Origin of the sequence: Ornithinimicrobium avium (genome assembly GCF_003351765.1) — a bacterium.
Classification (GTDB): Bacteria; Actinomycetota; Actinomycetes; order Actinomycetales; family Dermatophilaceae; genus Ornithinicoccus; species Ornithinicoccus avius.
In genome coordinates, this window is the sequence record NZ_CP031229.1 from 1,097,971 (window position 1) to 1,111,186 (window position 13,216).

Here is a 13,216-nt window from a genome sequence, read left to right on the forward strand (position 1 = left end):
GCGCCCATCTTATGCCAGAGTCTGCATAGGTATGCTGCACCGCTTCCCCGTGATCTTCTCACGTCACGGGTCCCGGTATGCCGCGGCGCTGGTCCCCGGGGACCCTCCCGGGTCGGTGGTCAGCGAGTCGGCTCCGGGCACGGTGTCGGTGTTCTGCGCGGCGACGACCAGCCAGCGGCCGTCCGGGCCGCGCTCCAGCACGAAGAGGAAGATCCCCGCGCGGGGTCCCGCCGCCGAGCCGTCGGGGCGGACCTGTCCGGTGATCGCCCAGGACACGTGCACGACGGCGGCCGAGGTGCCGAGCCGGCGCGTCCTGGGCGCGCGCACGGTCATGGTGCTGGCGCCGAAGATCCGCTCGAAGCCGTAGGCGTGGGCCTGCTCGATCCGGTCGCGGCTGCGCCACCACAGGCCGACGACGTTGACGAAGTCGGCGTCCTGGGCGAAGAGGCCCGCCAGCGCGCGGGCGTCCCGGTCGGCCCACGCCTCGGCGAAGGCGCGGCCGACCTGCTCCGGCTCCGCGAGGCCGGGCGGGACGCCCATCGGCGTCAGCCCCTCGGCCGCCAGTCCGGGCGGGAGTCGCGAGCCGCGTCGGGGTCGCGGCGCGGCCGGCGCGAGTAGCCGCCCCGGTCACCCTCGCGGTCGCGGTCCCGGCTGCCGCGGTAGCCGCCGCGGTCGCCGTCCCGGCCCCCGCGGTAGCCGCCGCGGCTGGGTCCACGGTCGCCGTACCGGCCGCGGCCGCCGCCGCCCTGGCGCTGCGGGCGCCGCGGGCGCAGCACCTCGTCCAGCCGGCTCTGCGGGATCGGCTCGCCGTCCGGCACCGAGCCGCCGGCGGTCTCGATGATCGCCACGTCCTCGGGCGCGACGGTGAGAGCGTCGGTCTGCACGCCGGCGGCGTCCAGCAGCCGGGCGACCTGCTTCTTCTGGTGCGGCAGGGCCAGCGTGACCACGACGCCCTCGTCACCGGCGCGGGCGGTCCGCCCGGCACGGTGCAGGTAGTCCTTGTGGTCGGCCGGCGGGTCGACCTGCAGGACCAGGGACACGGAGTCGACGTGGATGCCGCGGGCGGCGACGTCGGTGGCCACGAGCACCGGCAGGGTGCCCTTCTTGAAAGCGTCCAGCACGCGGGTGCGCTGGGCCTGGTTGAGGCCGCCGTGCAGGGCGGCCGCGAAGACGCCGGACTCGCGCAGCTGCAGGGCGACGCGGTCCGCTCCGAGCTTGGTCCGGCAGAAGACGATCGTGCGGCCGGTCCGGTTGGCGATCGCCGCGGTGATCGGCTTCTTGTGGTGCGGGTGGACGAGGAAGACGTGGTGCTCCATCGTGTCCACGGACGCGGCGACGTCGTTGGTCGAGTGGGTGACCGGGTCGGTGAGGTAGGCCCTGGCGACCTGGTCGACGCCGTGGTCGAGGGTGGCCGAGAAGAGCAGCCGCTGACCGTCGGTCGGCGTCTTGTCGAGGATCTCCTTGATGGCCTCCACGAAGCCCATCTCCGCCATGTGGTCGGCCTCGTCGAGCACGGCGACCTCCACCTCGGACAGGTCGGCGGCCGAACGCTCGATCAGGTCGATCAGCCGGCCCGGGGTGGCGACGAGCACGTCGACGCCACGCTCGAGCGCGGACAGCTGCGGCGTGTACGACATACCGCCGGCGACCAGCAGGAAACGCTTGTCGACCGCGCGCATGAGCGGCGCGAGCGCGTCGACGATCTGCATCGCCAGCTCGCGGGTCGGCGTCAGGATCAGCGCGCGCGGGCGGTGCGGCACGGCGCGCGGGCGGCCGGCGAGACGGTGCAGCATCGGCAGCCCGAAGGCCATCGTCTTGCCCGACCCGGTCTGACCGCGCCCGAGCAGGTCCCTGCCGGCGAGCGCGTCGGGGATCGTCGCCGCCTGGATGGGGAAGGGCTGGCTGATGCCGGTGCGCGCGAGCGCGGCGACGAGGTCCTCGTGCAGGCCCAGCCCCGCGAAGCCGTTGTCCTCGGTCACCGTCGCGGTGGCGTCCTCCTGGGCGCCGCTGGCCAGGTGCTCCTGGTATGCGGCCTCCGCCGCCTCGCGCTCGTCCTCCGGGGAGGCCTCGGCGCTGTCGTCGCGGCGGTCCTCGAAGCGGCGTCCGCCCCGACGGTCCTCGAAACGGTCGTCCCGGCGCGGCCCGCGGCGCTCCGGCTCGCCGAAGCGGTCGTCGTCGCGGTGGCGACGCTCCTCCCAGCCCCGGCCCTCGTGGAAGCCGCGGCGGTCCTGGCGACCCTCGCGCTCGTCGCGGCGCGCGCGCCACACGTGCTCGGTGCGGCCGCCGCGCTCCACGCGGGCCTCGCGCTCGCGACGCTCCTCGCGCCAGCCCGAACGGTCCTCGTCGGCCCAGCGGCGCCTGGCGTGGCCACGGTCGTCGCGGGCCTGGTAGCCGCCCCGCTCGTCGCGCTTGGGGTAGCCGCCCCGGTCGTCACGCTTGGGGTAGCCGCCCCGGTCGTCACGCTTGGGGTAGCCGCCCCGGTCGTCACGCTTGGGGTAGCCGCCCCGGTCGTCACGCCTGGGGTAGCCGCCCCGGTCGTCACGCTTGGGGTAGCCGCCCCGGTCGTCACGCTTGGGGTAGCCGCCCCGGTCGTCACGTCTGGGGTAGCCGCCGCCTTCGGTGCTGCGAGCGCCGCGGTCCTCCTCGGCGTACCTGCTCGCGCCGGTCGGACGCTGACGCTTGCCCTTGAGCTGGGCGCGGGCCTGCTTCTCGCGCGCCTCGCGCGCCGCCCTCTTCTGCGCTGGGGTGTGCCGGGGCTTCTTGCCGGACGTGCCGACAGCCCTGTTACCGGTCTTGGCCATGGGTGGCTCAACTCGCTCTTCTGGTGTGTCGAGGTGGGTTCTCGCCTCGACGCCCATCGGCGTGACCGGACCTACCTCCAGGCGCGACATGGCGCCCGCGGACCTCAGGATCGGATCGCCCTGAGGCGTGTGGTGCCCCTGGCTCCGGGCCGAGGGGGACGGTCAAGTCTACAGGACCGGACCCCTCCTGACCCAACCGAGCGGGACCACCGCACGTCCGGGGCCAGGTGACGTTTCGACGGGCGAAACGCTTCGCTGCGCGGCACTCTTCGAGAAGGCGCCCGGGAGGGACCTGGGTGCCCGCCCCCTGGGAGTCGGGCGAGCAGGTCTGTCGACGGAAGGAGCCGATCGTGCGCACGAGGTGGACCGCCATGGTGGCCGTGGCCGGAGTAATGGGCGTCGCGGGCTGCGCGACGGGATCGGGCGGGAGCGTCGAACCCGTCTCGGGCGACGACTTCGCGGCCACCGCGACCTCCGACGCGCCCCTGACGATCATGGGTTTCGGGCTCGACGACGAGGTGGCGCAGGTCCGGTACGACAGGGCCGTGGAGGCGGTCTCCGGCACCGACGTCAAGCTCTCCGAGGGCGGCCTGGACATGCAGCAGTTCCTCTCCGCCGTGGCAGCTGGTGACGTCCCGGCGCTGATCCGCGCGGACCGCAACCAGATCGGCACCCTGGCCTCCAGAGGTGCGATCCGCCCGGTCGGCGACTGCCTTGGTCAGGCGGGCATCGACCCCTCGCAGTTCGTCGGCTCCGCCGTCGGCCAGGTGACCTTCGACGACCAGATCTTCGGCATACCCGAGTTCAACACCGTCCAGCTGACGATGGCTAACAGCGACCTGCTCGAGAAGGCGGGGCTGACGATCGAGGACGTGAACGGCTCGGACTGGGACGCGGTCAGCCAGGCCACCGAGGCGCTCCACGAGGAGTCCGGCGGCAAGCTCACGGTCATCGGCTACGACAGCAAGCTGCCCGAGTTCCTGCCCCTGTGGGTGCATGCCATCGGCGGGCGGATGATCTCCGAGGACGGCCGCACCGCGAGCCTGGACAGTCCAGAGGTCGAGAAGGCGCTGGAGTGGGCGGTGTCGATCTACGACGCCCAGGGCGGCTTCGGCACCGTCAAGGCGTTCCGCGACTCGGCCGACTTCTTCGGCGCGGGCAACCAGTTCGCCTCCGACAGCCTGGGCGCCATGCCGATGGAGCAGTGGTACGTCAACGTGCTCAACGAGGTTTCTCCCGACGCCCCGGTGGTCTTCGACGCCGTGCGGGGCCAGGACGGCGAGCCGGTCGCCTACGCCAACGGCTCGGCCTGGGCGATCCCCACCGCGAGCCAGAACCCGGCGGCGGCCTGCACCTTCGCCACCGAGATGGTCTCGCTCGACTCCTGGATGGCCGCCGCCAAGGAGCGCGCGACCCAGCGGGAGAAGGACGGGCTGCAGTTCACCGGGCTGCTCACCGGCAGCACCGAGGCCGACGCCCAGATCCGCGAGCAACTGGTCAAGCCCAGCGGCGAGGAGAACTGGGACGGCGCGGTCGAGGCGATGTACGACGCCAACGACCACACCTTCGCCTTCCCGGCCAACCCCGCCGACGCCGAGTTCCGCACCGCCTGGCAGGACGCCGTCAACCGCGTGCTCAACGGCCAGCAGGAGCCGGCCGAGGCGCTCGGGGACGCCCAGCAGAAGGCCCAGGCCGCGCTCGACTCCGCCTGGAAGAAGTGGGACGAGCAGGGCCGATGACCAGCGCGCAGGACACCCGCGCCGGCACCACCCTGCCGCCGGGTACCGAAGGCGACCGCCCGGCCCAGGGCGCTCGAAAGCAGTCATGGCGGGACGGCGTGCGCCGGGGTGACTGGCGACCCGCGCTCCTCTTTCTCTCGCCCTGGGTGGTGGGGTTCACCGTCTTCACCGCGTGGCCGGTCATCTACACCGGCTACCTCTCGCTCACCGACTACGACGTGCTCACCGCGCCGAGCTTCGTGGGCCTGGAGAACTACCAGCGGCTCGTCCAGGACCAGGACGCGCTGCGGGCGATGAACAACACGATGGTCTACACGGTGCTGCAGGTGCCGCTCTACGTGGTGTTCTCGCTGATGCTGGCGCTGCTGCTCAACCAGGTGGTCGGCCGCACCGCGGGCATCTTCCGCACCGTCTTCTTCCTGCCGAGCATGACCCCGCCCGTAGCCACGGGTGTGCTCCTGCTCCTGCTGTTCAACGGCCAGGACGGGCTGCTCAACGAGGTCCTCGCCTGGTTCGGGATCAACGGCCCGAACTGGACGACGGACCCGTTCTGGATCAAGCCGGGCCTGGTGCTGATGAGCCTGCTCAGCGTGGGCGGCTCGGTCATCATCCTGTTCGCCGCGCTTCGTGGGGTGCCGCAGGACCTGTACGACGCCGCGTTCGTCGACGGCGCGGGGTTCTGGCGGCGGACCTGGCACGTGACGATCCCGATGATCTCCGGCGCGCTGTTCTTCGTCGTCGTCGTCAACACGATCGCCGCCCTGCAGTCCTTCACCGAGGCCTACACCGCGTTCTTCGGCGTGGGCAACACCACGTACTCCAACGAGGCGGCCGAGCTCTACGCGATCCACGTCTTCCGGCAGGCCTTCGAGTTCCTCCACATGGGCTACGCCTCGGCGCTGGCCTGGCTGCTCTTCCTGGTGATCATGGTCATCACCGCGGTCCAGGTCGTGGTCTCCAGGAGGTTGGTCTTCTACGAGGGGGGCGCGCGATGACCTCCCCCGCCCCGACCTCCACCGAGAGCGTGACCCCGACCTCCGCGGCCGAGGTCTCGGGGCCACGGTCCTTCCGCCTGCGCCGACGCCTCTCCCGGGCCGTCGTCGTCGTGCTGCTCCTGGCCTTCAGCGTGCTCTTCTCCTACCCCTTCGTCTGGCTGGTCAGTGCCTCGCTCAAGCCGCGCAGCGACGTCTTCGACAACCGCCTGGTCCCCAAGGTCGCCACCCTGGACAACTACGTGTCCGTCTGGCAGGAGGCGCCCCTGGCGCTGTGGATCGGCAACACCCTGCTGGTGACGGTGCTCGCCGCGGCGGCCGTGACGGTCACCAGCGCCATGGTGGCCTGGGCCTTCGCCTACTACCGCTTCCCCGGCCGCAACCTGCTGTTCGGGCTGGTCCTGTCCTCGATGATGCTGCCCGGCGCGGTGACGATGATCCCGGTCTTCCTCATCTGGGACTCCCTGGGCCAGGTGGACACGCTGACCCCGCTGTGGGCCGGGAACCTCTTCGGCAGCGCCTTCTACATCTTCCTGCTCCGACAGTTCTTCCTGGGACTGCCCCGCGAGCTGTTCGAGGCGGCGACCATCGACGGGGCCGGTCACTGGCAGCTGTTCACGCGGATCGCCCTGCCGCTGTGCCGCCCTGCGCTGGCGGTGACCCTGCTCTTCGAGTTCCAGGCCGCCTGGACCGACCTGATGCGTCCGCTCATCTACCTGCGCGACTCCTCCAACTTCACCATCGCCCGCGGGCTGAAGGCTCTGCTGGACCAGTTCGGCTTCGGCGGCGAGTGGCACTGGGAGATCGTCGTCACCGCCAGCGTGATCACCACCATCCCGATGATCATCCTGTTCTTCCTCGGCCAGAAGCACTTCGTCGCGGGCATCACGACCGGCGGCACCAAGGGCTGAACAACCGGCCCCCTCAGGCGTCGATGCGCTCGCGGTCCAGCTCGTTGGCCGACCCCACGATGAACTCCTTGCGGGGCGCCACCTGCGAGCCCATCAGCAGGTCGAAGACCGCGTCCGCCCGGGCCGCGTCGGCCAGGGTGATGCGGCGCAGCGTCCGGTGCCGCGGGTCCATCGTGGTCTCGGCGAGCTGGTCGGCGTCCATCTCCCCCAGGCCCTTGTAGCGCTGCAGCGGCTGCTTGACGGTGCGGCCCTTCTTCTGCAGGGCGCCGACCGTGCGGCGCATCTCCTGCTCGGTGTAGGTGTAGATGTACTCCCGGCCGGAGCGGCCGCGGCCGGCGGAGACCTCGATGCGGTGCAGCGGGGGCATCGCAGCGTAGACCCGGCCGGCCTGCACGAGCGGCCGCATGTAGCGGAAGAAGAGGGTGAGCAGCAGGGTGCGGATGTGGGCGCCGTCGACGTCGGCGTCGGTCATGATGACGATCTTGCCGTAGCGCGCCATGTCCAGGTCGAAGGAGCGTCCCGAGCCGGCGCCGACCACCTGGATGATCGCGGCGCACTCGGCGTTGGAGAGCATGTCCGAGACCGAGGCCTTCTGCACGTTGAGGATCTTGCCGCGGATCGGCAGGAGCGCCTGGTAGTCGCTGGAGCGGGCCAGCTTGGCCGTGCCCAGGGCGCTGTCGCCCTCGACGATGAACAGCTCGCTGCGGGCGGTGTCGTTGCTGCGGCAGTCGGCCAGCTTGGCCGGCAGCGAGGAGGACTCCAGGGCGTTCTTGCGGCGCTGGGTCTCCTTGTGCAGGCGCGCGGAGATCCGCGACTTCATCTCGGCGACGACCTTGTCGAGCAGCAGGGTGGCCTGCGCCTTGTCGCCGCGGTGCTTGGAGGTGATCCGCTCGGTCAGCTCCTTCTCCACCACCCGGGAGACGATCGAGCGCACGGCGCTGGTGCCCAGCACCTCCTTGGTCTGGCCCTCGAACTGCGGCTCGGCCAGGCGCACGGTCACCACGGCCGTCAGGCCGGCGGTGATGTCGTCCTTGTCGACCTTGTCGTTGCCGACCTTGAGCCGGCGCGCGTTGAGCTCCAGCTGCTTGCGGAAGACCTTGAGCAGCGCCTGGTCGAAGCCGGCCAGGTGGGTGCCGCCCTTGGGGGTGGCGATGATGTTGACGAAGCTGCGCAGCGTGGTGTCGTAGCCGGTGCCCCACCGCACCGCGACGTCGACCTCGCACTCCCGCTCCACCTCGGTGCTCACCATGTGCCCGCGGTCGTCCAGCACCGGCACCGTCTCGGTGAAGCTGTCCGAGCCCTTCAGCCGCCACACCTCGGTGACCCCGCTGTCCGGGGCGAGGTACTCGGCATACTCGGTGATCCCGCCGGAGTAGGCGAAGACCTCCTCGGCCGGCCCCTCCTCCCCCGGGGTGCCGGGCAGCCGGCGCTCGTCGCGGACGACCATCGTCAGCCCCGGGACCAGGAAGGCGGTCTGCCGGGCGCGGGCGACGAGCTCGTCGTAGTCGAACCGGGCGGTCTTGATGAACACCTGCGGGTCGGCCCAGTAGCGCACCCGGGTGCCCGTCACGCCCCGCCTGGCCTTGCCGACGACCGCGAGCTCGCTGCTCTTCTCGAACGGCGAGAAGTCGTTGTCCGGGGAGGGCGCGCGCCGGCCGTCCTCGAAGCGCCCGGGCTCGCCGCGGCGGAAGCTCATCCCGTAGGTCTTGCCCGCCCGGTCCACCTCGACGTCGAGCCGGTGGGACAGCGCGTTGACGACCGAGGCGCCGACGCCGTGGAGCCCGCCGGAGGCCGCGTAGGAGCCGCCGCCGAACTTGCCGCCGGCGTGCAGCTTGGTGAAGACCACCTCGACGCCCGAGAGGCCCGTCCGGGGCTCGATGTCGACCGGGATGCCGCGGGCGTGGTCGCGCACCTCGACCGAGCCGTCCTGGTGCAGCACGACCTCGATGCGCTCGCCGTGACCCCCGAGCGCCTCGTCGACGGAGTTGTCGATGATCTCCCACAGGCAGTGCATGAGGCCGCGGCTGTCGGTCGACCCGATGTACATCCCCGGTCGCTTGCGGACCGCCTCGAGGCCCTCCAGGACCTGAAGGTGCCGCGCGGAGTAGTCGGTCGTCGTGCTCACGGGCTGGTCGCTCCACTCGTCGTCATGGTCTGCACCCGCAGCGTAGCCCGCGGCACCGACGTGCCCCGGGAGGCGCACGGGCCTGGGGCTGCTGCCACCGGCCGGCGCAGGTGTTCCCGACTACGCGGTGAGCGGAACCGCGCCCACGCCGGGCACAAAGGCGGGGTCCGGTGCCGTTGACGTGCTTGACTATGACGCACCGACCGGGCCTGAGCCGGTTGGTGCAGGAGAGGAGACGCCGTGAACGCCACCCTGACCCCCGAGCTGACCGCTGCGGACCGCTGCGACAGGTGCGGTGCGCAGGCCTACGTACGAGCCAGGCTCGGCGAGGGCCTGGAGCTGCACTTCTGCGCCCACCACGGCCGCGCGCACCTGGACAAGCTGCGCCACCTGGAGGACATCGACATCCTCGACGAGACCCACCGTCTCCACGCCGAGGAGCAGGCCACGATCTAGGGACGGCCAGCAGGCCGACCTCGCGACCGCCCGTCACGCACCAGCGTGGCGGGCGGTCGTGCGTGTCGGCGGCCGCTGCCCTGGCACAATTCGGGGATGAGTGCGATGGAGGTGGTGGTCGCCCTGCTGATGGTCGTCGGGATCGTCGGCATCGTGGTGCCGGTGCTGCCGGGCCTGCTGCTGGTCGTGGCCGGGGTGGTGCTGTGGGCCCTGGATGAGCGCTCGACGACGGGGTGGGTGGTCCTGGCCGTCGCCCTGGCGATCTACGCCGCCGGCCTGGTGCTGCAGTGGCTGGTGCCGGGCAGGAGGATGCGGCGGGCGGGGGTGGCGACCTCGACGCTTCTGGTCGGCGTGGTCACGGCGGTCATCATGGCGTTCGTCATCCCGGTGGTGGGGCTGTTCGTCGGCTTCCCGCTGGGGATCTTCCTGGTCTCCCTCGCACGGACCCGTGACCACCGCGAGGCGTTGCGCGCCACCGGGCACGCGCTGCGCGCGGTCGGCACCAACATCCTCATCGAGCTGACCACGGCCTTCCTCATCGTGGCGGTCTGGGCGGTGTCGGTCATCTTCCTTACGTGACCTGCGTCACGTTCTGCCATCCGCGGACCGGATGGCTCCGAAGTTCTCTCGACACCCGCCGGCGAGCCGTCCTGGCAGCCGGAAACGAGAGGAGCCGTGTCATGCGCAAGAAGTTCTCCACCGCACTGGCTGTCCTGGCCGCACCGTCCCTGGTCGCCCTGCCCCTGCTGGCCGCGCCGGCGATGGCCGCGCCCACGACGGCCGACGACCACCAGACCGAGCTCATGGCCACCCTGGACGAGCTCAACGACAGCGGGGGCAGCGGCACCGCCTGGGCCAAGGTCGAGGGCACCAGCGTGTGGCTGTCCCTGGAGGTCCAGGGGCTGCTCGACGACGCACCGCACGCCCAGCACATCCACATCGGCGGGACGAACAGCTGCCCGGACCCCTCGATGAAGGGCAGCGGCCCCGGCGGGGCGATCCGCACCACCGACGCGGTCGACTCCTACGGCATGGTCGCCGTCTCGCTGACCACCGGCGAGGCGATGACCGACGCCGACCACGCGCTGGACGTCGCCCACTTCCCCGGCACCGGCAGCTACACCTACGAGCGCACGATCGAGGTCCCCGAGGACGTCGCCGCACAGCTCGCCGACGGCAAGGGGGTCGTCGTCGTGCACGGCGTCGACCACGACGGCAGCGGCGCCTACGACGGCGACCAGATGTCCGACCTGGACCCCTCGCTGCCGACGGAGGCCACCGACCCCGCCCTCTGCGGCGAGCTCGTGGTGAGCCAGATGCAGGCCCCCGCCGGGGGCGTGCAGACCGGCGGCGGGAGCACCGAGGGGATGGAGGACCTCGGCCTGCTCGTCGGTGGTGGCGCCCTGGCGGGACTCGGCGTCGCCTTCCTCGCCGTGCGCAGCCGCCGCACCGACGAGAGCTGAGGATGACCGGGCCCGGTCGGGACCGCGGACGGGTGCGCCTGTCCGCGGTCCTGGGGCTGCTCGGGGTGCTCGGCCTGGTCCTGGGCGCGGTCCTGATCGGCGTGGCGATCTTTGGGCAGGTCCCCGACCCGCCCGGGCCGGCCGGGACGCACGCCGGCGCCGCCCGGTCGCACCACGGTGCCGGGCAGCAGGACGAGGCACCGGCCACGACGCCCTCCGCGCCCGGTGGCCCCGCGCAGGAGCGGCGGAGCGGCATACCGGGACCCTCCTCCGACCCGACGGCCTCGCAGGGGGAGGCCGCCAGGCACGAGGAGGCCGCTGCTCAGGACGCCGCCACCGAGGACGCGGGCACCGAGGAGCCGGCCGGTGCTCCGCCGGCCCGACCCGCCTCCGAACCGCTGGCTCTCAGGGTGCCCGCGATCGACGTGTCCGGTCCGGTGCACCCGCTGGGGCTGGCCGCCGACGGCACGCTGGAGGTGCCGGTGGGCGACCTGGTGGACGACGCGGCCTGGTACTCCGGCTCGCCCACGCCCGGCGAGCAGGGTCCGTCCGTGATCGAGGGGCACGTCACGGGAGCCACCGGCCAGCCGTCGGTGTTCTTCGAGCTCGGCCGGCTGACGCCGGGAGACCGCGTCGAGGTGGACCGCGAGGACGGGAGCACCGTCGTCTTCGAGGTGTACCGCGTGGACCGCTATCCCAAGGCGAGCTTCCCGACGGTCGAGGTGTACGGGCCCACGCCGGGCCCCGAGCTGCGGCTGATCACCTGCGGCGGCGACTTCGACGAGGGCACCGGGCACCACGTCGACAACACCGTGGTCTACGCGCGGGCGGTCACCGGGGCCTGAACCCGCCTGCGCGGGGCCGGGCCACGGGCCCGGATGCGCAGGCGGGGCCGCTCAGCGGGCGGGGTCAGCCGAGGGGGACGACGGCGAACGGCTCGCTCGTGGGCTGGTCCGAGCCGCCGGACGGCTCGACGGTGAGCGCGACCGCGGCGGCGTCGCCCGGAGACCCCTCGAGCACGGTCTCGCCGGTGTCGAGCACGGCCGGGGTGAGCAGGCCGGCGGAGCGGGCGTCCCCGTCCGGGCCGACGTACCAGGCCTGGTAGACGCTGCCCTCCGGCGGGGCCGTCAGGCGGTCGGGCACCTGGAGGACGGCCGCGTCCTCCGCCGCCGAGGTGATGACGATGAGCTCCCCGTCGGCGGTGTCGGCCTCGTGCTCCTGGGCGTCCTGCGCCTGGACGATGCGGTGGGCCGGGTCCTCCTGCCCGCTCAGCAGCTGGCTCGCGCCCCAGCCGCCGGCGACGACCAGCACGGCTGCTGCCGCGGCCAGCCAGCGGCGACGGTCGGACGAGCGGTGACGACCGGCCGCACGGTCGGGGGCCTGATGGGTCTGCACCTGCTCGGTCTGGACCTGCGAGAGGATCCGTCCGCGCAGGTCGGGGGGCGGTGCGCTCTCCAGTCCGGCGGACAGGTCCGCCGCCGCCTCCTGCAGCTCGGCGACCTCGGCGCGGCACGCGGCGCAGCCGTCCAGGTGGGTCTCGAACGATCGCCGCTCCTGGAGGTCGAGGGCGTCGAGGGCGTAGCCGACGGCCAGGTCGTGCAGGTCGTCGTTCACCGCGCCTCACCTCCTCTCATCGCGGTCCGGACCTTGCGCAGACCGTCCCGCAGCCTCGTCTTGGCGGTACCGAGCGGGACGCCCATCCGCTCGGCGACCTCGCGCTGCGTCAGGCCCTCGAAGTAGGCGAGCTCCAGCGCGCTGCGGTGCGGCTCGCCGACGTCGTCGAGGGCTCGACGGACGCGGGCCGCCTCCATCCGTTGGGTCGCCTGCTCGGCGGTCGAGTCGTACGCCGTGGTCGATGTACGTGCTTCGTAGCGCCGCAGCCGATCGGATTGGGCCTGCTCCGAGCGGACCCGGTCGACGGCCCGGCGGTGGGTCAGGGTGAGGAGCCAGGCGAGAGCCGACCCGCGGCCGGGGTCGAACCGGGACGCCTCACGCCATACCTGCAGGAAGACCTCCTGGGTGACCTCCTCGGCGATGGCCGGGTCGCGCACGACGCGCACGGCCAGTCCGTGGACCCGTGCGGCGACGGCGTCGTAGAGCTGGGCGAAGGCCTCCCGGTCCTGCGCGGCGACCAGCAGCAGAAGCGTCGCCGGCCCGTCGGCCGACGGGGCAGGGACAGCAGCGAGCCGGGCAGGTCTGCCCGGCTCGGATCTGCCGACTGGGGCGTCGAGACTCAGTAGGGCCCCTGCTCACGTCGCTTGTCCCACTGCTGCTCCATGCGCTCCATGAAGTTGCCCGAAGGACGTGGGGAGACGGGCCTGTTCCCGCCACCACCGCCACCACCGCCGCCCCCGCGCGGGGGTGACCGCCGCCCTGGGCGTTCTTGCGCGCACGCCCCTGCGGCTTGGCCGCCCACGCGCCGCCGAGGACCATGAGCAGGAAGCCGATCGCCCCGACCCAGATCGTCTGCGACATGACCCCCAGGACGACGAGCCCCAGTCCCACCAGAGCCCCTACGACACCGAGCGCGACGCGGCGTCGGTCCAGGCCGTGCCCGGCGCCGCGCACGCTGCTCTTGAGCGTGCTCGCCAGACGTGGGTCTTCGGCATAGAGCGCCTTCTCCATCTGCTGGAGCACGCGCTGTTCGTGTTCAGAGAGCGGCACGGGCGACCTCCTGGTCAGGATCGGTCACGGGCTGGCTGGGCCGACGACCATGTCTAGAACTCCTA

General features: G+C 72.3%; 12 protein-coding genes and 1 pseudogene. 7 read left to right on the forward strand and 6 right to left on the reverse strand.

Annotated elements, in window-relative coordinates; genetic code table 11:
- Positions 1 to 63 precede the first annotated feature (63 nt).
- Complete coding sequence (locus DV701_RS05015) at positions 64 to 540, reverse strand: SgcJ/EcaC family oxidoreductase (RefSeq protein WP_114927332.1); 477 nt, start codon at positions 538 to 540, stop codon at positions 64 to 66.
- A gap of 5 nt (positions 541 to 545) precedes the next feature.
- Positions 546 to 2,801, reverse strand: a complete 2,256-nt coding sequence (locus tag DV701_RS05020) for a DEAD/DEAH box helicase (RefSeq protein WP_114927333.1) — start codon at positions 2,799 to 2,801, stop codon at positions 546 to 548.
- Positions 2,802 to 3,151: 350 nt separating this feature from the next.
- Between DV701_RS05020 and DV701_RS05025 the strand changes: the two genes are divergently transcribed.
- Genes DV701_RS05025 through DV701_RS05035 form a run of 3 tightly spaced genes read left to right on the forward strand, consistent with a single transcriptional unit; the run spans position 3,152 to position 6,443 of the window.
- A complete protein-coding gene (locus tag DV701_RS05025; RefSeq protein WP_228255231.1) occupies positions 3,152 to 4,540 on the forward strand; it encodes an ABC transporter substrate-binding protein in 1,389 nt (462 codons plus the stop codon).
- Positions 4,537 to 5,535: a carbohydrate ABC transporter permease gene (locus tag DV701_RS05030; RefSeq protein ID WP_114927335.1), complete on the forward strand. Its 999-nt coding sequence runs from the start codon at positions 4,537 to 4,539 to the stop codon at positions 5,533 to 5,535. Before DV701_RS05025 ends, DV701_RS05030 begins: the two co-directional genes overlap by 4 nt.
- Positions 5,532 to 6,443: a carbohydrate ABC transporter permease gene (locus tag DV701_RS05035; protein ID WP_114927336.1), complete on the forward strand. Its 912-nt coding sequence runs from the start codon at positions 5,532 to 5,534 to the stop codon at positions 6,441 to 6,443. Before DV701_RS05030 ends, DV701_RS05035 begins: the two co-directional genes overlap by 4 nt.
- A 13-nt stretch (positions 6,444 to 6,456) precedes the next feature.
- On the opposite strand, the gene DV701_RS05040 is transcribed toward DV701_RS05035, so the two are convergent.
- The gene (locus DV701_RS05040) at positions 6,457 to 8,568 is read right to left on the reverse strand and encodes a DNA gyrase/topoisomerase IV subunit B (protein ID WP_114930784.1); all 2,112 of its coding nucleotides are present in this window, start codon (positions 8,566 to 8,568) and stop codon (positions 6,457 to 6,459) included.
- Positions 8,569 to 8,808: 240 nt separating this feature from the next.
- Between DV701_RS05040 and DV701_RS05045 the strand changes: the two genes are divergently transcribed.
- The 4 genes from DV701_RS05045 to DV701_RS05060 all read left to right on the forward strand — a co-directional run bounded on the left by DV701_RS05045 (position 8,809) and on the right by DV701_RS05060 (position 11,332).
- Positions 8,809 to 9,024 (forward strand): DUF7455 domain-containing protein, encoded by a 216-nt coding sequence (locus tag DV701_RS05045; protein WP_114927337.1) that lies wholly within the window; start codon positions 8,809 to 8,811, stop codon positions 9,022 to 9,024.
- Between the two features lie 96 nt (positions 9,025 to 9,120).
- Positions 9,121 to 9,603, forward strand: a complete 483-nt coding sequence (locus DV701_RS05050) for a DUF456 domain-containing protein (protein ID WP_114927338.1) — start codon at positions 9,121 to 9,123, stop codon at positions 9,601 to 9,603.
- A gap of 101 nt (positions 9,604 to 9,704) precedes the next feature.
- On the forward strand, positions 9,705 to 10,487 hold the full coding sequence (locus tag DV701_RS05055) for a CHRD domain-containing protein (protein WP_114927339.1): 783 nt from the start codon (positions 9,705 to 9,707) through the stop codon (positions 10,485 to 10,487).
- Positions 10,488 to 10,489: 2 nt separating this feature from the next.
- On the forward strand, positions 10,490 to 11,332 hold the full coding sequence (locus tag DV701_RS05060; protein ID WP_114927340.1) for a class F sortase: 843 nt from the start codon (positions 10,490 to 10,492) through the stop codon (positions 11,330 to 11,332).
- 64 nt (positions 11,333 to 11,396) lie between these two features.
- On the opposite strand, the gene DV701_RS05065 is transcribed toward DV701_RS05060, so the two are convergent.
- The 3 genes and pseudogenes from DV701_RS05065 to DV701_RS19005 all read right to left on the reverse strand — a co-directional run.
- Positions 11,397 to 12,101 carry an anti-sigma factor gene (locus tag DV701_RS05065; RefSeq protein ID WP_114927341.1) on the reverse strand — a complete coding sequence of 235 codons (705 nt, stop codon included), beginning with the start codon at positions 12,099 to 12,101 and terminating at the stop codon, positions 11,397 to 11,399.
- Positions 12,098 to 12,628, reverse strand: a complete 531-nt coding sequence (gene sigK, locus DV701_RS05070) for an ECF RNA polymerase sigma factor SigK (RefSeq protein ID WP_407669363.1) — start codon at positions 12,626 to 12,628, stop codon at positions 12,098 to 12,100. The genes DV701_RS05065 and sigK overlap by 4 nt, the downstream gene beginning before the upstream one ends.
- 331 nt (positions 12,629 to 12,959) lie before the next feature.
- A pseudogene (locus tag DV701_RS19005) lies at positions 12,960 to 13,112 on the reverse strand (DUF3040 domain-containing protein); the annotation flags it as partial.
- Between the last annotated feature and the right edge of the window lie 104 nt (positions 13,113 to 13,216).